Annotated in this window: 25 protein-coding genes; 5 read left to right on the plus strand and 20 right to left on the minus strand. The window is 71.1% G+C overall.

The window, feature by feature from the left end; translation table 11 throughout:
- Positions 1-35 precede the first annotated feature (35 nt).
- Positions 36-1,157 (minus strand): ATP-NAD kinase family protein, encoded by a 1,122-nt coding sequence (locus tag I7X12_RS19755; RefSeq protein ID WP_198061716.1) that lies wholly within the window; start codon positions 1,155-1,157, stop codon positions 36-38.
- A 175-nt stretch (positions 1,158-1,332) separates the two neighbouring features.
- Between I7X12_RS19755 and I7X12_RS20760 the strand changes: the two genes are divergently transcribed.
- The gene (locus I7X12_RS20760) at positions 1,333-1,458 is read left to right on the plus strand and encodes a hypothetical protein (protein WP_269750338.1); all 126 of its coding nucleotides are present in this window, start codon (positions 1,333-1,335) and stop codon (positions 1,456-1,458) included.
- 7 nt (positions 1,459-1,465) lie between these two features.
- Here the strand turns inward: I7X12_RS20760 and I7X12_RS19760 are convergent, their stop codons facing one another.
- From I7X12_RS19760 to I7X12_RS19785, 6 genes are all read right to left on the minus strand, one after another.
- Complete coding sequence (locus tag I7X12_RS19760) at positions 1,466-2,173, minus strand: competence/damage-inducible protein A (RefSeq protein WP_198061717.1); 708 nt, start codon at positions 2,171-2,173, stop codon at positions 1,466-1,468.
- Between the two features lie 122 nt (positions 2,174-2,295).
- The gene (locus I7X12_RS19765) at positions 2,296-3,090 is read right to left on the minus strand and encodes a DUF5803 family protein (RefSeq protein WP_198061718.1); all 795 of its coding nucleotides are present in this window, start codon (positions 3,088-3,090) and stop codon (positions 2,296-2,298) included.
- A complete protein-coding gene (locus I7X12_RS19770; RefSeq protein ID WP_198061719.1) occupies positions 3,087-3,773 on the minus strand; it encodes a DUF2110 family protein in 687 nt (228 codons plus the stop codon). Before I7X12_RS19770 ends, I7X12_RS19765 begins: the two co-directional genes overlap by 4 nt.
- Positions 3,773-4,300: a transcription factor gene (locus tag I7X12_RS19775; RefSeq protein WP_198061720.1), complete on the minus strand. Its 528-nt coding sequence runs from the start codon at positions 4,298-4,300 to the stop codon at positions 3,773-3,775. The genes I7X12_RS19770 and I7X12_RS19775 overlap by 1 nt, the downstream gene beginning before the upstream one ends.
- 95 nt (positions 4,301-4,395) lie before the next feature.
- Complete coding sequence (locus tag I7X12_RS19780) at positions 4,396-4,980, minus strand: tRNA (cytidine(56)-2'-O)-methyltransferase (protein ID WP_198061721.1); 585 nt, start codon at positions 4,978-4,980, stop codon at positions 4,396-4,398.
- Positions 4,981-5,004: 24 nt separating this feature from the next.
- Positions 5,005-5,727, minus strand: coding sequence for a DsbA family protein (locus I7X12_RS19785; protein WP_198061722.1), 723 nt, complete (start codon positions 5,725-5,727; stop codon positions 5,005-5,007).
- Between the two features lie 140 nt (positions 5,728-5,867).
- Here I7X12_RS19785 and I7X12_RS19790 point away from each other — a divergent pair, with 140 nt between their 5' ends.
- Complete coding sequence (locus tag I7X12_RS19790) at positions 5,868-6,836, plus strand: NAD-dependent epimerase/dehydratase family protein (RefSeq protein WP_198061723.1); 969 nt, start codon at positions 5,868-5,870, stop codon at positions 6,834-6,836.
- A gap of 34 nt (positions 6,837-6,870) precedes the next feature.
- Here I7X12_RS19790 and I7X12_RS19795 read toward each other — a convergent pair whose 3' ends face one another.
- Entirely contained in the window at positions 6,871-7,332 is a 462-nt protein-coding gene (locus I7X12_RS19795) for a YbhB/YbcL family Raf kinase inhibitor-like protein (RefSeq protein ID WP_198061724.1), read from the minus strand.
- A gap of 166 nt (positions 7,333-7,498) precedes the next feature.
- Between I7X12_RS19795 and I7X12_RS19800 the strand changes: the two genes are divergently transcribed.
- Positions 7,499-8,254, plus strand: coding sequence for a DUF2797 domain-containing protein (locus I7X12_RS19800; protein ID WP_198061725.1), 756 nt, complete (start codon positions 7,499-7,501; stop codon positions 8,252-8,254).
- 170 nt (positions 8,255-8,424) lie between these two features.
- A complete protein-coding gene (locus I7X12_RS19805; RefSeq protein ID WP_198061726.1) occupies positions 8,425-8,886 on the plus strand; it encodes a hypothetical protein in 462 nt (153 codons plus the stop codon).
- A 37-nt stretch (positions 8,887-8,923) separates the two neighbouring features.
- On the opposite strand, the gene I7X12_RS19810 is transcribed toward I7X12_RS19805, so the two are convergent.
- From I7X12_RS19810 to I7X12_RS19855, 10 genes are all read right to left on the minus strand, one after another.
- On the minus strand, positions 8,924-9,442 hold the full coding sequence (locus tag I7X12_RS19810) for a protein-tyrosine phosphatase family protein (protein WP_198061727.1): 519 nt from the start codon (positions 9,440-9,442) through the stop codon (positions 8,924-8,926).
- Between the two features lie 43 nt (positions 9,443-9,485).
- Positions 9,486-9,830, minus strand: a complete 345-nt coding sequence (locus I7X12_RS19815) for a helix-turn-helix transcriptional regulator (RefSeq protein WP_198061728.1) — start codon at positions 9,828-9,830, stop codon at positions 9,486-9,488.
- A gap of 26 nt (positions 9,831-9,856) precedes the next feature.
- Positions 9,857-10,600: an NRDE family protein gene (locus I7X12_RS19820; RefSeq protein ID WP_198061729.1), complete on the minus strand. Its 744-nt coding sequence runs from the start codon at positions 10,598-10,600 to the stop codon at positions 9,857-9,859.
- An 83-nt stretch (positions 10,601-10,683) separates the two neighbouring features.
- On the minus strand, positions 10,684-12,213 hold the full coding sequence (locus tag I7X12_RS19825; RefSeq protein ID WP_198063933.1) for a class I adenylate-forming enzyme family protein: 1,530 nt from the start codon (positions 12,211-12,213) through the stop codon (positions 10,684-10,686).
- Positions 12,214-12,251: 38 nt separating this feature from the next.
- Positions 12,252-13,316, minus strand: coding sequence for a mandelate racemase/muconate lactonizing enzyme family protein (locus I7X12_RS19830; RefSeq protein ID WP_198061730.1), 1,065 nt, complete (start codon positions 13,314-13,316; stop codon positions 12,252-12,254).
- A complete protein-coding gene (locus tag I7X12_RS19835; protein ID WP_198061731.1) occupies positions 13,313-14,269 on the minus strand; it encodes a 1,4-dihydroxy-2-naphthoate polyprenyltransferase in 957 nt (318 codons plus the stop codon). Before I7X12_RS19835 ends, I7X12_RS19830 begins: the two co-directional genes overlap by 4 nt.
- A 74-nt stretch (positions 14,270-14,343) precedes the next feature.
- Positions 14,344-14,901 carry a PAS domain-containing protein gene (locus tag I7X12_RS19840; protein ID WP_198061732.1) on the minus strand — a complete coding sequence of 186 codons (558 nt, stop codon included), beginning with the start codon at positions 14,899-14,901 and terminating at the stop codon, positions 14,344-14,346.
- 88 nt (positions 14,902-14,989) lie between these two features.
- Positions 14,990-16,465: a DUF6498-containing protein gene (locus I7X12_RS19845; RefSeq protein ID WP_198061733.1), complete on the minus strand. Its 1,476-nt coding sequence runs from the start codon at positions 16,463-16,465 to the stop codon at positions 14,990-14,992.
- Between the two features lie 203 nt (positions 16,466-16,668).
- Complete coding sequence (locus I7X12_RS19850; RefSeq protein ID WP_198061734.1) at positions 16,669-17,565, minus strand: 1,4-dihydroxy-2-naphthoyl-CoA synthase; 897 nt, start codon at positions 17,563-17,565, stop codon at positions 16,669-16,671.
- A 35-nt stretch (positions 17,566-17,600) separates the two neighbouring features.
- On the minus strand, positions 17,601-17,987 hold the full coding sequence (locus I7X12_RS19855) for a RidA family protein (RefSeq protein WP_198061735.1): 387 nt from the start codon (positions 17,985-17,987) through the stop codon (positions 17,601-17,603).
- Positions 17,988-18,133: 146 nt separating this feature from the next.
- On the opposite strand from I7X12_RS19855, the gene I7X12_RS19860 reads away from it, so the two are divergent.
- Positions 18,134-19,237 carry a J domain-containing protein gene (locus I7X12_RS19860; RefSeq protein WP_198061736.1) on the plus strand — a complete coding sequence of 368 codons (1,104 nt, stop codon included), beginning with the start codon at positions 18,134-18,136 and terminating at the stop codon, positions 19,235-19,237.
- Positions 19,238-19,265: 28 nt separating this feature from the next.
- Here the strand turns inward: I7X12_RS19860 and menD are convergent, their stop codons facing one another.
- Together menD and I7X12_RS19870 are read right to left on the minus strand one after the other, a co-directional pair.
- Positions 19,266-21,056 (minus strand): 2-succinyl-5-enolpyruvyl-6-hydroxy-3-cyclohexene-1-carboxylic-acid synthase, encoded by a 1,791-nt coding sequence (gene menD, locus I7X12_RS19865; RefSeq protein ID WP_198061737.1) that lies wholly within the window; start codon positions 21,054-21,056, stop codon positions 19,266-19,268.
- Positions 21,053-22,399, minus strand: coding sequence for an isochorismate synthase (locus tag I7X12_RS19870; protein ID WP_198061738.1), 1,347 nt, complete (start codon positions 22,397-22,399; stop codon positions 21,053-21,055). The genes menD and I7X12_RS19870 overlap by 4 nt, the downstream gene beginning before the upstream one ends.
- Positions 22,400-22,559: the final 160 nt, after the last annotated feature.

Here is a 22,559-nt window from a genome sequence, read left to right on the forward strand (position 1 = left end):
CGCAGGTAGAAGACGGGCGAGCAGGTGGGGTGCGGTCACTCGATGTCGACGAGCCGTCGCTCGTAGCGGCCGACCCTGACGCGGTGCCAGCCCCGCAGTGACTCGTCGAGGTCGGGGTCACCCGTGTCGACGCGGAGGGCGTCCAGTCCGTCGAGTTTCGCGCGGGTCGCGACGATCTCGATCGTCGATCGGCGGATCACCTCGGGAGAGATCTGCTGGTTGCCGCGACCGAAGACGAATCCCTGTCCACCGATCGGGGAGACGACGACCACGTTTCGCTCGCCCAGGGCCGCCTCGATGTCGGCAGCGCCCCCGTCGCGGACGACCACTTTGCCCGTCGGCACCGCACCGCTGGCCCGTCCGTTTCCGGCGTCCGCCCGCCACACGTCGACGCCCAGCGGCGTCCCTTCGAACCCGAGTTCGGCCTTGATCGCGCCGACGGTTCCGCCAGGGCCGAGGACGTAGGTCGTCCCTGGTCGGACCTCTTCGGCGACCCCTTCGGCGAGCGTCGCGACGGAGCCGCCGCCGGTCTGCTTGCTCGCCTGGCGCTGTTCGGCGACGGGCGTCTTCGCGATCGCTCGCAGCTCGGTCGACACCTCCTGGGCTCGGTAGGCGTCCTCGTCCACGTCGTTGACCTCGCCGGTCTCCACGTCCTCGAACGACGCGGCGACGATCCCCGCTTCTCGGGGCCGTACCGCGAACACCGACGAGTAGATCTTCACCCCCGCCGGCACCCCCAGGATCGGGATCTCGCTGTCGCACTCGGTTACCGCCTCGGCCACGTCGACGGCGGTCCCGTCGCCCCCGACGAACAGTATCAGATCCGCGTCGCGCTCGACGAACGCGTGGACCGCCGCGCGGGTGTCCGCCGCCGTCGTCTCCCCGCCCTCGCCCTCGCTCCCCGAGGGCGCTCCGACGACGAGGGGGTCGAATCCCACCGCACGCGCGGCGTCCGCACCCATCGGCCCGTCGAAAGCGAGTAGCTCGACGCTCGCACCCGTCCCGGCCAGCGCGTCCAGCGCCGCGCGCGCTCGTTCGGGTGCCCGCGGCTCCGCCCCGCGTTCGCGGGCCTCCTCGACTTTCCCGTCGGTGCCCTTCAGTCCCACTCGCCCGCCCATGCCGGCGATCGGGTTGACGACCACGCCGATCCGTCGCATCACAGGTGATTCGGCGCGGCCGGCCAAAAGCGACCCGACTCCCGAGCCGGCTGCCCGACTCCCGGCGGAGTCGGCGCGAGCCCGACGACCGGTCCCTGCGTCGACTCCGGCCGGACCGGGACGAGCGCGGCGGAAACCGGGCGGTTTTACATCGCGTCACGCGAAACGCTCCGATATGTACATGCCGCTGCAGGAGAGCGCCGAGGCCGTGCAGGGCGGGCTCATCAACGTCGCGGGGTTCGTTTTGCTATTGGGCGGACTGCTGTTGACCGCGCTGTGGTGGAAGATCCTCTATCGGTAGCGCCGCGTTACTCGTCGCTCTCCGTCTCGATATCGGCCAGTTCGACCCGATCGCGTAGCCACGCGGCGGCCGTCTCGACTTCCTGGTCACCGCCCCGTATCTTCACTCGCACCGAGTCGCCAGGGTAGCTCCCGACGGCCACGTCGAACCGGTCGCGCAGCTCGTCGATCCGGTCCAGCAACGCGCTCTCCGGTTCGTCGGCGACGACCGAGGTGACGTGTTCGATCTCGCCGGCGAACTCGTCCGCGATCGTCTCGAACATGGCTTTCATCTCCGCGGGCACGCCCGGCAGGACGTAGACGCTCCCGACGACGCAACCGGGGGCGACGCCCTCGAGGTTCTTCAGCAGACGAGCGCCCCGAGGGATGTCCGCGGTTCCCTCGGCGAGGTCGTCGGCCGCGTAGCCGCCTTCCTCGGCGAGCCAGTCCAGCGCCTCCTCGCTCTCGACGACCTCGCGGCCGAAGGCGGCGGCGACGCCGTCCATCGTCAGGTCGTCGTGGGTCGGCCCGAGCCCGCCGGTCACGAGGACGGCGTCGTAGGCGGCCCGGTACTCGTTGACGACGCGGGCGATGTCGGCCACGCGGTCCGGGAGCGTGACGACTCGCTCCACGTCGACGCCGCGCTCGGTCAGTCGTTCCCCCAGCCAGGCGGCGTTCGTGTTCACCGTGTCGCCGACGAGCAACTCGTCGCCGACCGTGACGATAGCAACGCGCATACCCGCCGTTGGCACCCGACGCGTAAAAGGTCGCCTGCTTCCGGTCAGAACGGTCGCGGGCGTGGCGACTCCTGTCGCCGCTGCACCCCGCGGCGCCTACTCCCGTCCCGCACCGGTCGCGACTACCGCATCCCCGGCGGTGGGTCGTCGTCGTCGAACTCGTCGGTCTCGGTCTCCACGTCGAGACCGATCTCTTCGCGCCGACGCTCCAGCACGCGGATCTGCCGCAGGTAGTACAGCGCGCCGCCGATACCGACCAGCGCGAGGACCCCACCGATGCCGCCGAACAGCAGCAGGTCCCGCGCGAGGTAGTACCGGGTCACTATCGGGCCGCGTTCGACCGAGTTCCAGCGGACGGTCATCCGGTTCGACTCGTCGGGGGAGCTTGTGGTGTAGCCACCCGGCGAGACCTTCGAGAGCAGCGGCACGCCGACGCGAGCCTGCGGCGGAAGGACGACCTCGACCGAGTGGGCCGACTCGAGGAACGTCGGGACCGCGAACCGCTTGGCGTTGGGCCGGTTCGCCGTGAACGCCACCTGGCCCCCTGCCTCGGGGAGCGTCACGTTCAGCCGCGAGTTCGTCGCGTTGACGTAGAAGTTCGACCGGTTGGCCGGCGCGGTGACCGTCCCGTTGTCGGGGTAGCGGAATCGGAGCGAGGCCACGTCCAGCGGCTCGTCGGTGCCGAGTTCGCTCCGCTGGTACAGCTCGACGTACGACTCGTTCTCGACGCCGAGTATCCCCGTGAAGTTCCCGCGGCCAACGTCGTAGGTCGTCGTCGCGTTGGTGTCCCAGTCGTAGGTCGCGTTCTGATTCAGCTGCGCCTCGTCGGGGCCGCCGCCGCCGAACGGCGACGCACAGCCCCCGAGCGCGACGAGCACTGCCAACAGGCCGAGCGCGAGGACCGATCGCCGCCTCATGGCACGACACAGAGCAGCTCCGCCGGCATGTACTGGCCGATGCTCGCCAGCAGCCCCGGCGGGTCGGTGTCTTCGGTACAGACGATGCTCTGTTCGAGCAGACCGAGCCGCTCGACGGTCACGATGTCCTGGGCGTGGCCCGCACGGTTGACCGTCGCCCGCGCCTCGGCCCGCGTCGCCGAGTTGACGTTGACCCGCCCCGCCCCGCGCGTCCAGTCGTAGAGGCGGTCGCGCTCGGCGTCGGCCAGTCGTGCGGGTTCGTCCTCGTCGGGGTCGGCCGCGACGAACCGCATCGGCAGGTGCTGGACGAGGCCGAACCGCGTCCGGATCTGCTCTGGCGTCCCCTGTCCGAGCCCGATCTCGCCGGCGGGAATGCGCACGTCACGGCCGAAGCCGGCGTCGAGGACGAACCCCTCGTCGTCCCACGACTCGAGCGTCCCGACGTGTTCCGCGCCCGGGTCGATTTCGGGCGTGACCTCGCCCCACTCCTCGGCGAGGGCGTTGGCCGCGACCGTCGCGTCCTCGCCGTCGAGGGCGACCTCGGGGAAGTCGTCGTCGCGGATCTCGAGGGTAAACGCCACGTCGAGGTCGCCGACGACGTTGTTTACCTGCGAGCGCAGCGAGTCGGTCGCTCGCGACCGGGCGTCGCCCTCGACGTACAGCTTGGTTGCGAGTACGACCATCAGGCCTCGCCGTGCTCGACGTTGAGTTCGTCGCGCAGTTGTGCGATCCGCGTCTCCATCGCGTCGACCAGGCGAGTGTTCTCCATCGCCTCGACGGGGTTGCCACAGTCCGGGCACTCGAAGCCGAACTCCATGGCTTCGCCGAACTCGAAGCGGATGCCGCAGTGCTCACACAGGTAGAACTCGTTGTCCTTCTCGTAGCCCTCCCGCTCCTCCAGAGCTTCGAGCAGCCGGTACATCTCCGACTCAAGTTGCTCGGGGATCTTCTCGTACTCGAAGGTCCAGAGGTACGTGAGCCACCCCGAGTCCTCGTCGCGAAGCCGGCGGTAGCTCGCCAGGTCGTTCTCGTAGAGGATGAACAGCGCACGGCGAACGTCGTTGAGCTCCAGGCCGAGGTCCTCGGCGAGCTCCTCGTCGGTCACTTCGCCGTCCGGCGGTGCCGCCGCCACCGGCATCCCTTTCGGGCCGACCAGCTCGTGTAAGTACTTCTGTATAACGGGGTCCTCCAGAAGTTCGTCAAAAGCCATTACGTCCGTCTCAGTCCGTGAGGCGTTTAAAAGCACCGGATGGACGGAACCGTCGCGTCCCGGCGTCTGCCCCGAATTCGCGGCGCGCGCCGGCTTCACTCGGCCTCGTCGGCCGATCCGGCGTCTCCGTGGCGGTCGGCGCCGCCCGGTTCCACGACGCGCTTGCCGGTCTCTTTCGGGATCACTTCGCGGTCGGCGCCGACCCACTCGCGGTCGAGTTCGGCCCCGTCGAACATCCGGTCGAGCGTCACCGCGAGCGACGCCACCTCCGAGTGGGGCTGGTTCGTCACGGCGACGTTGTAGTCGGCGCGCTCGTACACGTCGAACGACACCTTCTCGGCACCGACGACGAACAGGACCGGCTCGTCCGCCGCCAGCGACTCGCGCAGGTCGTCCTGCACGTTCTGGATCGGCAGCCCGTACATCGTGAGGTGGACGACCGGGCCGGTCCAGTCGGAGATGGTCGCCTTCGGCGCGTCGGTGACCTCGACCTCGAAGGGGCCGCCGAAGCGGTCGGTGATGTCCCGCACCGTGTCGGCCGAGCCGGACGCCTTCGGGCCGAAGACGACGCGGTCGGCACCCAGCGCCCGCGCCGTGAGTCCGACGTGGGTCGTCATCCGGTCGTCGCGACCCGGCCGGTGACCCAGCCGGAGGACGGCGACCTCGGGTTCGTCGTTCATGCGCGACGGCTACGCGAGCCCCGTTTAGGAGCCTTCCGACCGAGCGACCGGATCGGCGCTCCCCTCCCCCGCGCCTCGCTCGCGCCCCCAGCCCTCGGAACGCGCGTTCTCGATCGCCGACCGGACGGTCTCCCAGCCGAATCCGTCGAGGGCCGACCCGTTCACGAACACCCACGGCGTGCCGCGCACGCCCGCGTCGATTCCCTGCTGTTTGTCGGCCTCCACGACCGAGCGATAGGTCCGACCCTCGGCGTCGGACCGGACGCGCTCGCCGTCCACGTCGACGTCCCCTGCGAGGTCGGCGTACGTCGACGGCCCCAGATCGGCCTGGTTGTCGAACAGCAGGTCGGCGTACGCGAAGAAGGCCGCGTCGTCGGCCGCGTGCTGGACGGCCCGCGCGGCGTTGGCCGCCGTGTACGAGTCGGGTTCGTGCATGTCCAGCGGGAAGTCGTAGTGTTCGAGTCGGACGACTCCCGGGTCGACGTATTCGCGCTCGACCTGCGGCGCGATCTGCTGGTCGAACTGCCGGCAGGCCGGACAGGCGAAGTCCTTGTAGACGCCGACGGTGACCGAAGCGTCCTCGGGTCCCTTGTACGGCGTCGGCAGCGACACGTCACGAGCGGTCGGCGTCCCTTCGCTTCCCGGCCCGGAGACGAGTCCGTTACATCCCGCGAGCGCGCTCCCGGCGAGCGCGCCAGTCCCCGCGAGAAACGCGCGTCTGCTCGATCCCCGTGTCTCGTCGTTCATACGTCGTCTGTGGCCCCTGTCGCGTTTACCGTTGTCGGTGACACGTTCGGCGTCGCAGCCGGACGTCCGGTCGGGTTCCCGGACGCCGACTCGCTCCGATCGACCGCAACACACATGTCGGCGCTAGACGACGTTCGCCCATGGAACTCTCTGGCAAGCGACTGGTCGTCACTGGCGGCGCGGGCTTCGTGGGTTCGCACCTCTGTGAGCGACTGGTCGCAGACAACGAGGTGGTCGCGGTCGACGACTTTTCGAACGGCGAGCGCGCGTGGCTGCCCGACGGCGTCGAAGTGGTCGAGGGCGACTTGACCGACCCCGAGGTGGCCGCCGAAGCGATCACCGAAGAGGTAGACGGCGTCTTCCACTTCGCCGCGAACAAGAACGCCGCCGCCGACGACATCGACCAGTACCGCTTCAACAACGAACTCACCGAGACCGTCCTCGACCGGATGGACGAGGTCGGTGTCGACAAGATCGCCTTTACCTCTTCGTCGACGGTGTACGGCGAGGCCCCGCGGCCCACCCCCGAGGACTACGCGCCGCTGGAGCCCATCAGCATCTACGGCGCCTCCAAACTCGGCGAGGAGAGTCTGCTGTCGGTGTACGCCAACAGCCACGACTTCACCGCGTGGGTCTACCGGTTCGCCAACATCGTCGGCCCGCGGCTTCAGCTGGGTGCGGTCATCCCCGACTTCGTCGACAAACTGGAGGACGACCCCGACTCGCTGACGATCCTCGGCGACGGCCGCCAGGAGAAGTCGTACATGCACGTCGACGACTGTGTCGATGCCATGTGTCACGTCGTCGAACACGCCGGGGACGTCTCCGAGGGCACCTCGGAGGCTCGTCGGACTTCGTCTGACGGTGACTTCAACGTCTACAATCTGGGCACGCGCACGACGACCTCGGTGACGACCATCGCCGATATCGTCAGCGACGAGATGGGCCTCGATCCGGCCTACGAGTACACGGGCGGCGACCGCGGGTGGGTCGGCGACGTGCCGCGGATGCGCCTCTCCATCGAGAAGCTCTCGGCGCTGGGCTGGGAGCCCGAGGGGTCGTCCGACGACGCCGTCCGACGCGCGACCCGTCAACTGCTCGACGGCTGACCGGCGGCTCCAGAAGCGTCGCGACGCGTCGGGTTCAGGGCGCGTAGGTGCCTTCGAGCTGTGCCTTGCCGACGAGGCAGCCCTCGGCGGCGTCGTAGGCGTCGTCCTTGGTGGCGTCCCGGCCGAGATTCAGGCGGTCGTCGAGCGCGTAGAGGAGGAACCGGTAGGTGTGCTCGCGGTCCGGCGGGTTCGGGCCGCCCCAGCCGGTCTCCCCGTAGTCGTTCTCGCCGGCGACGGCGCCGTCGCCCTCGAGGTCCCAGTCCTCGGGGATCGACTCGGTGTCGGCGTCGACGTTCCAGACGACCCAGTGGTCCCAGATCTTCCCCGCGGGCTCGCGCGCGTCGGGGTCGTCGACGACGATCAGGAACGATTCCGTGTTCGAGGGCGCCCCCGAGATCTCCAAAGGCGGGTTGACGTTGTCCTCGGTGTAGCCGTAACGCTCGGGGATCGCCGTGCCGTCCGCGAACGCCGGACTGGTGAATTGCAGGTCGGCCATGCTACGGCGAACCGACGACGCCCCGACAGTTAAACCCGACCCACCGTTCGCCCGGCCTACAGGTTTCCCACGAGGGCGGCCGAGCGCGCCGTCGCAGTCGTGCGACCTGCAGTAGCGTCCCCAGCGGAGCGCCACGACTATATCCGGGGGTCGCCAAGCCGCGGCCGTGCAGATAGTGGGGTACGAGAGCGGTACCGACGGACCGCCAGCGCTGCTGATCGCCGACGACGGCTCCGTCTCGGCGGTGGCGCTCGACCCTCATGCCGAGATCACCTACGCCCTCGAGGAACGCCACTGCGCCGGCGTGCTCGACGACGGCTCGCACATACCCTGTCCCCGCGATGGCGCGCCCTACTGCGACGACCACACCTCCCGGTGGCCCTGCGCGCGATGCACGGGGGAGTGCTCGATGCCCGTCGACGCCTGCCGCGAGGAACACGCCATCTACCTCGCCGCCTTCGCGCCCGCGACGTTCAAAGTCGGCGTCACGCGCTCCTGGCGGCTCGACACCCGCCTGCGCGAGCAGGGCGCCGACCGCGCCGCGCACCTCCGGACGGTCGCCGACGGCCGCGTCGCCCGGCAGATCGAGGCCGAGATCGCGACCGACGTCGGCGACCGCGTGCGCGTCCCGACGAAGGTCCGCGGCCTCCACGAGCGGGTCGACGAGGCTGCCTGGGACACCCTGCTCGCCGAGTTCGACCCGATCGAGACCTACGACTTCGACTACGGTCTCGACCTCGTCGACCGGCCGGTGACCGAAACGGTCGCTTCGGGGACGGTCAGGGGCGTCCAGGGTAGGGTGCTGTTACTCGACAACGGCGGCAGCACGTACGCCGTCGACATGCGCGACCTCGTCGGGTACGACGTGCGGCCGGGCGAGAGCGACCGAAACCTCCAGTCCAGCCTCGGCGCGTTCGGGTAGGCCAGTCGGCGCGGGCGTCACACGGGCGGCACGCCCGAGCGGCGGGCGGTGGTGTCGGACACGAGAGCGATGCCGCAGGCCGGAAGACCGTGGAACGTCTCCGCCCGATCGCCAGTCCGGATATCGCCCGGTACGACAACCCTTTTGGGACGGCGCGGCCAAGCGCGACCATGGCAGACGATACCTCAGAGGAGAACGACGCGCCCGCGGAGGAGTCGGCCGACGGGGCCGACGGAGCAGACGCCGAGGGCGAGAGCGACGACGAGTCCCAGTCCTTCCGCGAGCGGGTCGAGGAGATCCGCCAGCAGCGCGCCGAAGAAGGCGAGGGCGACGGCGAAGGCATGAGCCGCGAGGAGCGCATGGAAGAGATGATGGGCGGCGGTGGCGGCCCGCCCGGCATGGGCGGCGGTGGCGGCGGCAATCCCTTCGCGCAGATGATGGGCGGCATGATGGGCGGCGGTGGCGGCCCGCCCGGCATGGGCGGCGGCCCGGGCGGCCCGGGCGGCCGCGGCGAGGAGGAGTCCTCCTCGAAGGCCGACGAGGAACTCGTCCGCGAGGTCCGCAAACTCCGCGACGAGGTCCACGACGCCCGCCGCGAACTCGGTCGCATCGCCGACGCGCTCGAAGACTGAACTCGCCGCTCCCGAATCGTCCCGCCGACCGACCCAGTCACCGTTTTGCGAGGGAGTAGACGGCCTGCTCGTGGAGCGCCGGGTGCGGCTGTGCCGGCGGTCGCGCGGACTGCACGTCGGAGAGCGCCGACCGGAACGAGCGGTCCTCCGCGGCGGCGAGCGCGACCGCGGCGACTGCCGCGCTCCGCGAGACGCCGTGCGAACAGTGAACGAGCAGAGACCCCGGTCTCGACCCGAGGAGTCGACACGCCGTGTCGGCGGCCGCTTCGAACGCGGCCCACTCGTTGCCGGGGCCGTCGACGAGGGGTCGGTGATGGGTCGTCGCCGGTCGCGGCTCGGCCGTCAGCGAGAGGACGTTGTCGCCGCGAGCGGGAGCGCCGGTCCGGTGGTCGTCGGGCCGGTCGGGGTCGGCGGCGGCCGCGTTCCCGACGAACAGGTCGCGTTCGCAGACTCGCCGAGCGATCGGTCGGTCGTGGCCGTAGCCGAACGGGCGGACGACCGTCTCGTCGTGACGCCACCAGTCGGGGCCTTCGCGGCCGAGATTCGTACCAGGCATAGCTACTGCGGCCCGAGAACGGCGAAGTGGGACGGTCGCCGCGCTACTCCTCGTAGGCGAGGTTCATGACGAACTGCGAGAAGGTGTCGCTGTGGGCGTTGACCTCGTCGTCGCCGACGAACGGGGAGAGCTGGTCGCCGGCCATCAACAGCGAGAAGTCGAGGTCGCGGGCGGCGGGCGTCAGATAGTAGGTGTTGTGGCCGTTGTAGACGGTCTCCTCGCGCTGGATGAGGTCCTGGTCGGCCAGCGCGTCGGCGATGCGGCTCCCCTTGCGGGAACTCACGTCCAGCTCCTTCCAGAAGTCGCTCTGGTGGATGCCTCCCGTCTCCCGGATGAGTTCCAGTCCCGCGTGCTCGTCCTCGTTGAGGTCGGCTTCGGCAGCGGCCATACGGGTACGGTCCGTGTCTGACCGGTTTAAACCTGGCCCTCCACGTCGCGGTAGTCGGTCTCGCACGGGGGACCGTCGGCGTAGCGGTATCGCGATCCCTCACGGCCGATCTCGACCAGCGACGACGAGCGCGTCCCGAAGCGGTCGCGGTGGATACAGACGCCGTACTCGTGGTCGGCGACCACGTCGGCGGCGCGGTCGAGCCATTCCGTACTCCGCTCGCCAGGCTCGACCTCCAGAGCGGCCGCGACTTTCCCGGCGTTCTCGGCCTGGGCTCGCCCGGCCTCGGCGCGGCGCTCGGGGATAGTGTAGTCGCCGTCGGCGCCGACGTTGACGACGACGTGGACGCCGGGGTCGAAGTTCCGAACGCGGCGACGGTCGCCGTCCCACTCGACGAACAGCGCGGCGCTCGCGTCCGCGACGACGAGGTTGAACCCGTCGTAGGTGTTCTCGTCGAGTTCCCGCTCGACCAGGCGTGTGGCCGCCTCCGCCGAGGACTGGCGGAGCGCGTCCCGGACGAGCAACCCGCGCGAGCGCTCGCCGCCCGGGTCACGCCCGTTCCACCGATTGGTGATCGCGACGAACACACCCGCCTCGTTGTAGCCGATCCAGGTGCCGCCCGCTTCCTCGTCGCGGGGGGCGACGACGCGGGGTGACTCTTCGATCACTTCGGGCGGCGTCGACGGTCTATCGAGCGCCTCGTCGCGGTTGGCCGCCGCGACGACCGGCGCGTCGGGGAACACCTGCCAGGCGAAGACGAGCGTACACACGACTCGGGGTAGGCGACCGAGCGGATTAAACCTCGTGGCGCGACCCGCGGAGAATACGCCTGCCGTCCGGACGAGGACGGCAGTTACTCGTCGGTCCGCGCCGCGACCAGTCGCTCCCGAACGGCCTCGCGGTCGATCGTCCCGGAGTGCGTTCGCGGTATCTCGGTGGCGAACGCGACGGTCTTCGGGACGGCGAACGCCGCGAGGTCGTCGCCGGCGGCCGCTCGGACACGCTCCGGGGAGAGCGCCGCGGCGTCGGCAGGCACGACCAACGCGGCGACGCGCTGGCCCCACTCTTCGTCGGGGATGCCGACGACGGCCGCGTCGACCACGCCGTCGGTATCGCGGAGCGCGTCGGCGACCCCCGCGGTGTGAACGTTCTCGCCGCCGGTGACGACGGTGTCGTCGACGCGACCGACGACCCACAGTCGCCCCGCGTCGTCGGTGTACCCCAGATCACCCGTGTGAAAGCCTCGATCGTCGACGGCCGACGCCGTGTGAGCGGCGTCGAGATAGCCCGGCGTGACCGTCGGGCCCGAGACGACGAGTTCGCCGGTTTCACCGGGCTCGGCGGGTGAGTCGTCGTTCCCCAGGACCGTGACCGTCGTCCCACGGAGTGGCTTGCCGACCGTGCCCGGGTTGTCCCTGGCCTCCCCGGGGGTCGCAGTCGCGACCTGCGAGGCGGTTTCGGTCGTGCCGTAGGTCGGACAGGCGGGGACGCCGCGGTCGGCACAGCGCTCGACCAGCTCGCGCGAAGCGGGCGCACCGCCCAGGAGGACGAACCGCAGCGAGTCGGCGGGCCGCCAGCCGGCGTCGAGCAGTCGGGTGAGCATCGTCGGGACGAGCGAGACGGCGGTGATATCGCGTTCGTCGAGCACGCGTGCGGTCGCCTCGGCGTCGAACTCGCGCTGGACGACGGTCGTCGTGCCGTACAGCGTCGACCGGACGATCGGTGCGAGCCCGCCCATGTGATAGGTGGGGAGACAGACGAGCCAGCGGTCGTCCGGTTCGACGCCGAGCCGGTGAGCCGAGGCGGTAGCGCTCGCGACGAGGTTCCGACGTGTGAGACTGACGCCCTTCGGATCGCCCGAGGTCCCGGAGGTGAACATCACGACGCGCTCGGAATCGAGCGCGCGCTCCGACGGGGCGACACCGCCACGACCGTCGCGATCGCCGTCGTCGAGCGGGAGTCGCGCCACGTCGTCCACCCCGGGGTCGTCGACCGATGCGACCGACACGCCTCCGGGAGCCACCGCGGACGCCAGGTCCTCGGTTGCCCGCTCGCCGACGAGCAGGTCGATATCGGCCCGTGCTGCTTGCGAGCGGAGCCGCGCGGCGGGGAGTTCGACGTTCAGCGCGACCGCGCTCGCACCGAGTCGGCCGACCGCGAAGTACAGGTCCGCGACGGCCGGCCGAGTCCCGAGCACCAGGCCGACGCGACTCCCGTCGAGGTCGGTGTCGGCGACGGCTTCGAGGGCCGTGGCGCGGGCGGACGCCCGCTCGTCGAGGTCGGTATAGGTCCACTCGGCCCCCGTGTCGGCGTCGACGACGGCGGTCGCCCCGGGCGTCGAAGCGGCGCGCTGTGCGAGGCTGTCGACGGACTGGTCCGCCATCGGGTCGTCGACGGGCCACTCGGTCGGACCCGGGAGCGTCACGGACGGTCCTCCGTGATCTCGACACCGATCCCCGGGTCCTGCGGAACCGCGATCCGTCCGTCTTTCACGGGCGCGGGGTCGTCGGCGAGGTCCTCGGCGAGCATGTCGGCCGTCGCGAGTCCGCAGGGAGCCACGTCGGGGATCGACGCGGCGACGTGGACCGCTGCCGTCCGGGCGACGACCGCGTCGACGGTGGTGGTCACCACCGGCTCCATCCCCTCGTCGCGAGCCCGGAGTGCGAGGGTCCGTGCGTTACCCGGGCCGCCCAGTACCATCGGTTTCAGGACGACCACGTCGGCCGCCTCGGCGTCGAACACCTCGGCCATGGAGTGTTCGACGAGCCCCTCGTCGATGGCGATATCGACCCCGCTCCCGCGGAGCCCCGCGAGTCCCGCGAGGTCGTCGGCCGGAACCGGCTGTTCGGCGTAGGCCACGCCGAGCGGTTCGACTCGTTCGAGCGCTCGCTCGGCCTCGGCACGGGACCAGCCGCCGTTGGCGTCCAGACGGAGCGTCACGTCGTCGCCGACCGCCTGGCGGACGGCGCGGACGCGCTCGACGTCTTCGTCGACCGAGCGCGCACCGACCTTGAGCTTCAGGCAGTCGACCCCTTCCTCGACGGCCCCACTGGCGTGGCCGACGGTGGTCTCCGGGTCGGCGTCGCCGACGGTGGCGTTGACCGGCACCGACTCCACCGTTCGCGAGTCGTCGAACCAGCGGTAGAGCGGGCGGTCGTCGGCCCGCGCGTCGGCGTCGAGCAGCGCGGTCGCGAACCCGTGGCGGGCCGCCGGCGTCTCGTCGGCGTCGAGTTCGAGCAGCCCCGTGCTGTGGGCGCCGTCGGCCCCCGCGTCGAGCGCGCGGTCGAGGCCGCGCTCGCAGGCGTCGAGCGACTCCGTCCAGCCGGGGAGCGGCGTCGCCTCCCCGAGCCCCGTCTCGCCGCGGTGGTCGTAGCGGACGAGGTAGCCCGAGCGCTCGGTGACCTCGCCGGCGGCGGTCCCCAGCGGCGATTCGAGCGGGAGCGTGAAGGGGTCGACGTCCTCGCGGGTCGGGTGCTCGCCGCTCATAGCAGTTGGGGAGCGGCGAGGCCGGCAGCGAACAGGATCGAGTGGACGAACAGCGTCTGTCCGACGCGTTCGAGCGCCGGGTTGAGCGCCTCGCCCTCGGTGCGTTCGAGGACGGTCGTCGTCACGCCCCCCGCGAGCGGGAGCGAGGCCAGCGGCGCGAGCGCCCACAGCCCGTAGGCGGGGTCGAGCGCGAAGACCACGGGGACGACGTAGGCCATCCCGACCAGCGCGAGGAACTCGACGCGGCTCCAGCGGTAGCCGAGGATCACCGCCAGCGTCCGCTTGCCGGTCGCGGCGTCGGTCTCCCGGTCGCGGACGTTGTTCACGACGAGGATAGCCGTCGAGAGGCCCGCGGCGGGGAGGCTCGCGACGACGGCCGCGAGCGACAGAGTTTCGGCGGGGAGTCCCGTGGGAAAGAGTCCGACGCCGGCCGCGGTGACCGCCTGGACGTAGTAGGTGCCCGTCACGGCGACGACGCCGAAGTAGACGAACACGAAGAGATCGCCGAGCCCGCGGTAGCCGTAGGGGTAGGGACCGCCGGTGTAGAGCACGCCGGCGGCGATCGAGGAGAGCCCGACCAGAAGGATGGGGACGCCGCCGATGGCGACGAGGTAGGCGCCGACGACGACGGCCAGCGCGTAGGTGGCGACCATCGCCCACTTGACCTGGGCGGGCGGGATGAGCCCGCCGGCGGTGACGCGGGTGAACCCCTCGCGGTCGTCGGTGTCGGCGCCGTTGACGGCGTCGTAGTAGTCGTTGGCGAAGTTGGTCCCGACCTGGATGAGCAGTGCGCCGACGAGCGCCGCCAGCCAGGGAAGCGGGGCGAACACGCCGGCGTGGGCCGCCAGACCGGCACCGACCACCACCGGCGCCGACCCCGCGGGCAGCGTCTGGGGCCGAGCGGCCATCAGCCACGCTCGCCGTTTCGATACCTGCGCGTCTGCGGTCGACATACCCGCAGGTCGGGTCCCGCCGAGTGTCAAAGTTCGCATCCCCGGTCGGCTCTGCGGGCGGACGCTCTCCGCAGTCAGTCCACCGGCACGGCGGCCTGGAGGCCGAACCAGTGTGCGACCGTCCCGTCGTCGCCCGGCCTCGGGACGAGCGTCAGGCGGTTCCGGAAGGGCGTGCCGTCGGCCCGGTAGTTGCACAGCTCGACCGTGACGCCGTTCCAGTTGCGCAGCGCGTTCCGGAGGGCGCCGACGGACGCGTCGTCGGTCTCGGGCCCCTGCAGTCGTCGCAGGTTCTCGCCGCACAGCTCCGCCAGCGAGTACCCGGTGAGCCGCCGCGTCGCCCGGTTGGCGTACCGGATCGGGTTGTCGTGGTAGGCGGCGCCCGCGACGACGACGCCGAGCGGTGCCTCCGCCAGCGTCCACGCGCGCCAGACCGGCTCTCTATCCGGCGCGTCGAGGTGCCCGACGGCGGCTGGCGCGTCGAACGTCTCGGGGTCGGTGTCCAGGCGATCCGTGTCGAAGCCGTGCTCGCCGGCCAGCCGGGCGACGGTCTCGCGGAACGTCCGGCGGTCCGCTGTGAGGGCCTCGCGGAGCCTCGCGCGCAGTTCCGGCTGCTGGGTCGGTCCTCGGTCCACACCAGCCGGTCGGCACCGGATCGGCATAGTCGCAGTGACTCTGACCCGGCGGTGTCGCGCGTCGACCCTCGGCGATGCGAGGACGAAGTCACCTACGCTGGCCGCGAGAGGAACTCGGCTCGGACCGTTCCGGATACGCCCGACGCCACAGCGCTCTGGGGACGGCCAGTCCGACCGGGAGGAAGAAGACGGCGTACAGCAGCGAGGTCGACGACTCCCACGGCCCCGCGACCAGCGCGACCGCGACGGCGACCAGCGCGACCAGCGAGCCGACCGCGGCGCCCGCGACCCGCCGGTCGACCGACGACAGTTCCGTCGTCCCGATCGACAGACCCAGGCGCTCGGCGGCACCGCTCGGGTCCGTGAATGGCCCGAGGAGCCGTCGGTCCTCCTCGTCCCAGCCGGTCGTGGCGGCGACCGTCCGCGTCCCGAGCAGTCGGTCCGAGACCCGGTCGCCGACGACTGCTACGTCCCGGAACGCGTCGACCGAGGCGGCCCACTGCGGTTCGCCCAGCCAGCGGTCGTGGGCGACGACGCGGTCGCCGTACCGGCGGTACTCCAGCGGTCCGTATCGTAGGTAGTGGCTCGTCGCCTTCACCGCGAGCGCGACCAGCAACAGCCCCGCGCCGACGACCGTCGCCGCGACGATGGTCGCGGTCGAGGCGGTGTCGCCGCTCAGGAACACGAGCGCGAAGAACCAGAGGATCGAAAACACCCTGGCGTAGAGCGGCCCGGATTCGAGGACGGCGTGCCCGACCGCGGCGTACCCGGCGGAGCGCCGGTCGACCGAGACCCGGTCGTCGGGCTCGCCCGCCGGGACCCGGGGCGGTTCGGGCTCGTCTGCGGACGCGTCCGGGCCCGAGAGCCAACCGGCGATCCGGCCGTCGCTGCCGTGCGTGGCACGGAACGCCGACCACTCGACGAGGAGTTTCGCAAGCACGAACGCCGCGAGGACCGGTGCGACGGGGGCCCCGCCGTCCTCGGGTCGCGGGACGGCGATCAACACGGCTATCAGGAAGAACGTCTGTCGCGCCGGCGTCTCGACGACCGTGTACGGCGAGACGGTTTCGTATCGACCGCCCCGGAGGTAGTCCCGCCAGGTGTCGACGGCCTGGCCGACGACCAGCGAAGCGACGCCCGTCAGGACCATCGGTTCCCCGAGAACGCCCAGCACGTCGACGGTCTCGTACAGCACGAGCCCGAGGATGCCGGTGAAACTCATCGAGACGCCCAGCACGGTGACGGCGAAGGGGACGGTCCGGAGGTGCAGCGGCGGGAGCCACCCGGCGACCGTCACGCTCCCCCGTTTCCCGGTCAGGTTCGCGTTCGAGACGCTGATCGTCCCGCCGTCGTCGCGGTCGGTCTCCGGCGGCCGCTGGGCGAACAGCGCCTTCGCCGCGGCGATCGGAAAGGAGAGCACGGCTTCGAGCGCGTAGATCACGACCAGCGTCGCCGGGTCCCAGCCGAACCGGAGGACGCCGACGAGCGGCACCAGATTGCCGAGGAGTATCGGCGCGAAGCCGACGAGTGTGGGAGAGCGTTTCGGATCGAGCGGGGAGGGCATCTATCGTCCGCCGATTCGGACGGTATCGCTTAAACACAGGTGATGGCCGGACGATGGCGCGGTCGCGGTGGCACCAGCGTGAACACCGGACGCGAGGGAGCGAAGCGAGGTGTGACCGGAGGGAGCACCTCGTTGTGAACGGCGAGCGTAGCGAGCCGTGAACGAGGCGACCGAGACAGTCGGTCTTTTCGCAGAAAGTGGGCCTAATAAAACCAGTCGTAGTCGTCGAACTCGGGGTCGCGGCCCTCGTTGAAGGCGTCGCGGCCTTCCTTGGCCTCGTCGGTCATGTAGCCCAGCCGGGTGGCCTCGCCGGCGAAGACCTGCTGGCCGACCATGCCGTCGTCGGCGGCGTTGAAGCCGTACTTCAGCATGCGGATGGCCATCGGCGACTTGCTCGTGATGCGGTCGGCCCACTCTATGGCGGTGGCCTCCAGTTCCTCGTGCGGGACGGCCTCGTTGACCATGCCCATGTCCGCGGCCTCGTCGGCGTCGTAGGTCTTGCCGAGGAAGAAGATCTCGCGGGCCTTCTTCTGGCCGACCTGGCGGGCGAGGTAGGCCGACCCGAAGCCGGCGTCGAAGCTCGCCACGTCGGGGTCGGTCTGGAGGAACTTGGCGTGGTCCTCGCTGGCGAGAGTGAGGTCGCAGATCACGTGCAGCGAGTGGCCGCCGCCGACGGCCCAGCCGGGGACGACGGCGACGACGGGCTTGGGGATGTGGCGGATCTGGCGCTGGACCTCGAGGATGTGGAGGCGCCCGGCCTCGGCGGCGTCCTCGCGGTCGGCGTCGTCGTCGCGGTACTCGTAGCCGTCGTCGCCGCGGACGGACTGGTCGCCGCCCGAGCAGAAGGCCCAGCCGCCGTCTTTCGGCGACGGGCCGTTGCCGGTCAGCAGGACGCAGCCGACGTCCGATTGACGCTTGGCGTGGTCGAGCGCGGTCGAGAGTTCGTCGACGGTGCCCGGGCGGAACGCGTTGCGCTTCTCCGGACGGTCGAAGGCGATTCGGACGGCGGGGGTGTCGGTCCCGCGGTGATAGGTGATATCGCGGAAGTCGAACGCGTCGACCGACTCCCAGCGGTCGGGGTCGAAGATCTCCGAGACCATGGCGGCTCTCGGGTCGGGCCGCGCAAAAAGATTCCTCAGTCCGGGACGACCGCCGTCGCCTCGACTTCGACGCAGAAGTCCTCGTCGACGAGGCGGCTCACCTCGACCATCGTCGCGGCCGGGCGCACCTCGTCGAACACCTCGCCGTGGGCGCGGCCAACGGCCTCGTAGTCGTCGATGTCGGTGACGTACATCCGCGTTCGGACCACGTCCGCGATCTCCGCCCCCGCTTCTCCGAGCGCGCCTTCGACGATATCCAGTGCGGCCTTCGTCTGTTCGTACGGGCCGTCGCCGATCACCTCTCCATCGTCGTCGACCGGCGTCGTGCCGGCGACGTGGACCTGTCCGTCGACCGCGACCGCCCGGGAGTAACCGACGTGGGCTTCCCACCCGGTACCGCTGCCGACCGTCTGCCGAGACATGTGAGTGGACTGAGAGGGCGTGGGCAATAGCGTTCCGGTCGCCGAGGGTCTCGCCCGTCCGGACCGAACGCTATCGATCCCGATAGTTCGGGCACAGGGATTTTACCGTCGGCCGCCGAAGTCGAGACGATTCAGGGCGTTCCCCCATGACAGAGACCTTCTACGACCGCCTCGGTGTCGCCGACGACGCGACGACCGAGGAGATCGAGGACGCCTACCGCGAGTCGGTCAAACGGGTCCATCCGGACGTGAGCGACGACGTCGACGCCGGGGAGCGCACGAAACGACTCAACGAGGCCAAGCGCGTGCTGACCGACGGGGAGGAGCGCGCCAGGTACGACCGACTCGGCCACGCCACTTACACCGGCGAGGGGACGCCCGACGCCGGGTCGACGCGGACGGCCGCCGGGAGCGGCGACACCGAATCGGGTTCGAACTCCGGGGCCGGATCGAGCTCCGGATCCACGACGGCCGGGTCGCGAGCGGGCAGGTCGGGAACGGGCGGTCCGAGTTCGGACACCGCGACCGGGACGGGGCGGTCCGACCGTCGCGGGAACACGTGGCGCGGGTCCCAGCAGCGCGGTCGGCGCTCCGGGTCCGGTCGATCGACAGGTGAGACCGACAGGCGTCGCCGCGACCGAGCGCGGGGGCGCAGGCGGGCGGACGCTCGCGGAGCGGCCGCGGGGTCCGCGGACGAGACGAGCCGTTCGACCGGCGAGTCGACGGGGCCGTCCTGGCAGTCCGGCGGCACGGCCGCCGCTGCGGGGGGTGGCGGGAGCGCCGGCTCCCCCTCGGCCCAGCGGCAGGCGGCCGCGGGGGCTTCGAACGGGCCCAACGTCGACTGGTCGTGGAACGCGTGGGACGCCACCGGCGCCTGGGCCGTTCGCAACGGTTCCGACGGGGGCGGCGGGCTCCGACTCGGTCGCCTGTTCCCGGTCGAGCAGTCGGTCGTCCTGCTGGTGTCGACGTTCGTCTGCTACCCCTTCTTCGTCGGCGCCACGCTGTTCCCCGGATTCCCACTGATCGCCCGGGTGACCGTCGGCGTCTGCACGCTCCTCACCTTCGCCTATCTGCTGTCGATCCCGGAGGTCGCGATCCTCGTGTTCGGCCTCTGGAGCGTCGTCGTCCCGATACTCCTGCTCGCGATCCCTGGAATCGGGGTCTTTTCGCTCGCGGGCGTCATCGGCCTGACCGCCACGTGGGTTCCGCTCGGCATGTCCGTACTGACGTTCTCGCTCGTGCGGTCGTGAGCGTCGGCGAGACGAGGCGGAGCGAGACTTAGCGGTCGGCGGCGACTCGATCGCAGACGCGCTCGTGCAGTCGTTCGCGCCGGCGGTGGCTCGCCTCGCCGTCGGTCCGTACCTCGATAACCTGCGTGCCCTCGCTGTCGAGCGACTCGCGGTAGGCCGCCGCGAAGTCGTCGAGGTCCGTCGCGCGCCGGAACGACAGGTCGTACAGGTCCGCCGAGTGCTCGAAGTCGAGGCCGTGCGGCGTGACGAACTGCTCGGTGAACGGCGGGTCGAACGCCTCGATGGGCAGGATGTGGAAGATGCCGCCGCCGTCGTTGTTGATCAGGACGATCGTCGCGTCGACGCCGCAACGGGCGACCGAGAGCAGCCCGTTGGCGTCGTGGTAGTAGGCGAGATCGCCGGTGACGAGCACGAGCGGATCGTCGGTGGCGCTCCCGGCTCCCAGCGCGGTGCTCGTGATCCCGTCGATGCCGCTGGCGCCGCGGTTGCCCAACACCGTTAGATCCGCCTCGCGCGGGCGCCCGAAGCGGTCGCAGTCGCGGACCGGCATGCTGTTCGAGACGAACACCGTCGCGGGATCGGGCGCGTCCGAGACGACTGCCGAGAGGACGGCCCCCTCGAACGGCGTCCCGGCGGCCGCCGACTCGGTGGCCTCGTCGACGAGGTCCCAGTAGCTGGCCTCGGCGCGTTCGAACCGGCGGCGCCACGTCGTCTCGGGGCCGTCCTCGGCCGCCCGCGGACTATCGACTCGCTCGGCGAGCGCACGCGCCACCGCACCGGGGTCGGCCTGGACGTAGTCGGTCGCGGTGAACTCGGCCTCGGGCCAGTCGCCGGCCGGGTCGACGACGACCTGCCGCGCGTCGGCGTCCCGGAGGAACTGCCGCAACACCTTCGACGTGGGCGAGGCGCCGACCCGGAGGACGACATCGGGGTCGGGCCAGTCGGGCGCGTCGAGATACGAGTCGTAGCCGCCGAAGACCGGTCGGTCGGTGGCGAGCGACCCGTACCGTAGGCCCGAGAGCGGGTCGGCCAGCAGCGGGACGCCCGTCGCGTCGAGCAGTGCGCCGACGGCACCCGGGTCGGAGACGCCGGGGTTCAGCGGGCCGGCGACGACCAGGCCGCGCTCGGCCGACTCCAGGGCGTCCGCGACCTCGTCCATCGCAGCGCTGTCGGGTTCCAGCCGCCCCGCGGTCGTCCGGACGAACGGGCCGTCCCGTCCCTCGACGGCAAGCGGCGCTTCCTCGGCCAGCGAGTCGGGCACGTCACCCGGCTCTTCGGTGGGTTCGAGCGGTTTGGCGACGGGGACGTTGAGGTGGACCGGTCCGGGGTTCGATCCGGTCGTCTTCGCGACGGCGCGGTCGGCGGCGACCCGGAGCGACCGGAGCCGTCGGGGCTCGGGCGCGGGTTCTGGCAGGGTCTTGTACCACCGGACGGCGTCGCCGTAGAGCTTCTGCTGGTCGACGGTCTGGTTGGCGCCGCTGTCGGTGAGTTCGGCGGGCCGATCGGCCGTGAGCACGAGCAGCGGCACGCGGGACTGACTGGCCTCGACCACGGCCGGGTGGTAGTTGGCCGCGGCCGTCCCGGAGGTACAGACGAGGGCGGTCGGTTCGCTGGTCCGCCGGCCGCGACCGAGCGCGAAGAAGGCGGCCGACCGTTCGTCGAGGACGGAGAACGTCTCGATGCCGTCGTGTTCGGCGAGCGCGACGGTCAGCGGCGTCGAGCGGCTCCCCGGCGAGACGACGGCGGCGGTGACGCCGCCCTTCGCGAGTTCGTCGACGAGCGTCCGGCCCCACAGCGTCGCGCGGTTCGGTGCGGTCATTCCAGCGCGTCCAGCACCGGGCGGTACTTCAGTTGTACCTCGTCCCACTCGCGGTCGGGGTCGCTATCGCTGACGATGCCGTTACCGGCGAACAGCGTCGCCCGCCGGTCGGTCGCGACCGCCGAGCGGATCGCGACGGCGAAGGTGCCGTCGCCCTCGGCGTCGAACCACCCCACCGGCGAGGCGTACCAGCCGCGGTCGAACGCTTCGGCGTCTTTGATCGTCTCCAGGGCCTCGTCCGGCGGGAGTCCCCCGACCGCGGGCGTCGGGTGCAGCGCCTCGACCAGCGAGAGGACGTGGTCGTCCTCCGCGAGTTCGGCCGTCACCGGCGTCTGAAGGTGCTGTACCGTCGCGAGCCGACGCACGGTCCGGTCGCCGGTCGAGATCGAGGTGGCGTACGGTGACAGCTGCGTCTTGATCGTCTCGACGACCAGGTCGTGTTCGTGGCGGTCCTTCTCGCTGTCCTGGAGTTCGCTGGCGAGCCACTCGTCCTCCTCTGGGGTGTCGCCCCGGCCGGTCGAACCGGCCAGGGCCTCGGTCCTGACGGTCCGGCCGTCACGGCTGATCAGCCGCTCGGGCGTCGCGCCGAAGAAGTGCCCGCCGCCCTCGGGGGCGACGAGGAAGCGAAAGCAGTCGGGATAGGTCGCCGAGAGGCGTTCGTACACCGACGGGACCGACAGCTCCTCGCGCAGGTCGACCGTCAGCGCCCCCGCGAGGACGACCTTCCGGAGGGTCCCGCGTCGGATGCGCTCGACGGCGGCCTCGACCTGGCGGCGCCAGCCGGCGTCGTCCGGCGTGAACGTGCGGCGTTCGATCCCCGGCCCGTCGTCCGACAGCGTGTCGTCGAGCGCCTCGACGCGACCGACCCACTCGTCGAGTCGCGCCCCGGCCTCGGTCCCCGCCGACGTCCCGGTGGCAGTCGCGACGACCCAGGTCGACCCGTCGTCGGTCCGAACGACCTGGACGGCCGGGAGCACGAACTGCGCGTCGGGGAAGCCGTCCCACGGCGACCCGTCCTCGTCCTTGTCGCCTTCGTGGAACGCGAAACCGCCGAACAGCCGCGGTCGGGCGGCCCGCGGCAGGTCAGATTCGACGGTGCGGCCGGCGAACAGCGCCTCGCCGGCCCGCCGGACGTGGTCGAAGCGGTACGGGCCGTCGGCTGTGATCGTCGCCACCGACCCGCCAGCGGCGACGCGCTGGCCCTCGGCCCACCAGGCGACCGTCGGTCGCGGGAGGTCGGCCAGCACGGTCCCGACCGCGACGCCGTCGACCTCGCGTCCGCGAGTCGCGATGGTCGTCTCGTCGGGTTCGACCGGCGACTCGTCACCACGGAGAGGTTCCATCTCCAGGCGCTTAGGACCGTACGCCTTTCAGCCTAACTACTTCGGACCGCACCGCCGGAACCCCGACGGTGGGTCGGTACCACGCCGAAGCGGTGGCCGGTCGGTCTGTCGAGTTGGCCATCTCTCGGCCCAGCGACCGGCAGTCCGGCGGCGATAGGTG

The organism is Halosimplex litoreum, from assembly GCF_016065055.1.
Taxonomy (GTDB): domain Archaea; phylum Halobacteriota; class Halobacteria; order Halobacteriales; family Haloarculaceae; genus Halosimplex; species Halosimplex litoreum.

Excerpts from the sequence above, each read along its gene's own strand:
- I7X12_RS19755 (WP_198061716.1), bottom strand. The coding sequence starts at position 1,157 with ATGCGACGGATCGGCGTGGTCGTCAACCCGATCGCCGGCATGGGCGGG.
- I7X12_RS20760 (WP_269750338.1), top strand. The coding sequence starts at position 1,333 with ATGTACATGCCGCTGCAGGAGAGCGCCGAGGCCGTGCAGGGCGGGCTC.
- I7X12_RS19760 (WP_198061717.1), bottom strand. The coding sequence starts at position 2,173 with ATGCGCGTTGCTATCGTCACGGTCGGCGACGAGTTGCTCGTCGGCGAC.
- I7X12_RS19765 (WP_198061718.1), bottom strand. The coding sequence starts at position 3,090 with ATGAGGCGGCGATCGGTCCTCGCGCTCGGCCTGTTGGCAGTGCTCGTC.
- I7X12_RS19770 (WP_198061719.1), bottom strand. The coding sequence starts at position 3,773 with ATGGTCGTACTCGCAACCAAGCTGTACGTCGAGGGCGACGCCCGGTCG.
- I7X12_RS19775 (WP_198061720.1), bottom strand. The coding sequence starts at position 4,300 with ATGGCTTTTGACGAACTTCTGGAGGACCCCGTTATACAGAAGTACTTA.
- I7X12_RS19780 (WP_198061721.1), bottom strand. The coding sequence starts at position 4,980 with ATGAACGACGAACCCGAGGTCGCCGTCCTCCGGCTGGGTCACCGGCCG.
- I7X12_RS19785 (WP_198061722.1), bottom strand. The coding sequence starts at position 5,727 with ATGAACGACGAGACACGGGGATCGAGCAGACGCGCGTTTCTCGCGGGG.
- I7X12_RS19790 (WP_198061723.1), top strand. The coding sequence starts at position 5,868 with ATGGAACTCTCTGGCAAGCGACTGGTCGTCACTGGCGGCGCGGGCTTC.
- I7X12_RS19795 (WP_198061724.1), bottom strand. The coding sequence starts at position 7,332 with ATGGCCGACCTGCAATTCACCAGTCCGGCGTTCGCGGACGGCACGGCG.
- I7X12_RS19805 (WP_198061726.1), top strand. The coding sequence starts at position 8,425 with ATGGCAGACGATACCTCAGAGGAGAACGACGCGCCCGCGGAGGAGTCG.
- I7X12_RS19810 (WP_198061727.1), bottom strand. The coding sequence starts at position 9,442 with ATGCCTGGTACGAATCTCGGCCGCGAAGGCCCCGACTGGTGGCGTCAC.
- I7X12_RS19815 (WP_198061728.1), bottom strand. The coding sequence starts at position 9,830 with ATGGCCGCTGCCGAAGCCGACCTCAACGAGGACGAGCACGCGGGACTG.
- I7X12_RS19825 (WP_198063933.1), bottom strand. The coding sequence starts at position 12,213 with ATGGCGGACCAGTCCGTCGACAGCCTCGCACAGCGCGCCGCTTCGACG.
- I7X12_RS19830 (WP_198061730.1), bottom strand. The coding sequence starts at position 13,316 with ATGAGCGGCGAGCACCCGACCCGCGAGGACGTCGACCCCTTCACGCTC.
- I7X12_RS19835 (WP_198061731.1), bottom strand. The coding sequence starts at position 14,269 with ATGTCGACCGCAGACGCGCAGGTATCGAAACGGCGAGCGTGGCTGATG.
- I7X12_RS19845 (WP_198061733.1), bottom strand. The coding sequence starts at position 16,465 with ATGCCCTCCCCGCTCGATCCGAAACGCTCTCCCACACTCGTCGGCTTC.
- I7X12_RS19850 (WP_198061734.1), bottom strand. The coding sequence starts at position 17,565 with ATGGTCTCGGAGATCTTCGACCCCGACCGCTGGGAGTCGGTCGACGCG.
- I7X12_RS19855 (WP_198061735.1), bottom strand. The coding sequence starts at position 17,987 with ATGTCTCGGCAGACGGTCGGCAGCGGTACCGGGTGGGAAGCCCACGTC.
- I7X12_RS19860 (WP_198061736.1), top strand. The coding sequence starts at position 18,134 with ATGACAGAGACCTTCTACGACCGCCTCGGTGTCGCCGACGACGCGACG.
- menD (WP_198061737.1), bottom strand. The coding sequence starts at position 21,056 with ATGACCGCACCGAACCGCGCGACGCTGTGGGGCCGGACGCTCGTCGAC.
- I7X12_RS19870 (WP_198061738.1), bottom strand. The coding sequence starts at position 22,399 with ATGGAACCTCTCCGTGGTGACGAGTCGCCGGTCGAACCCGACGAGACG.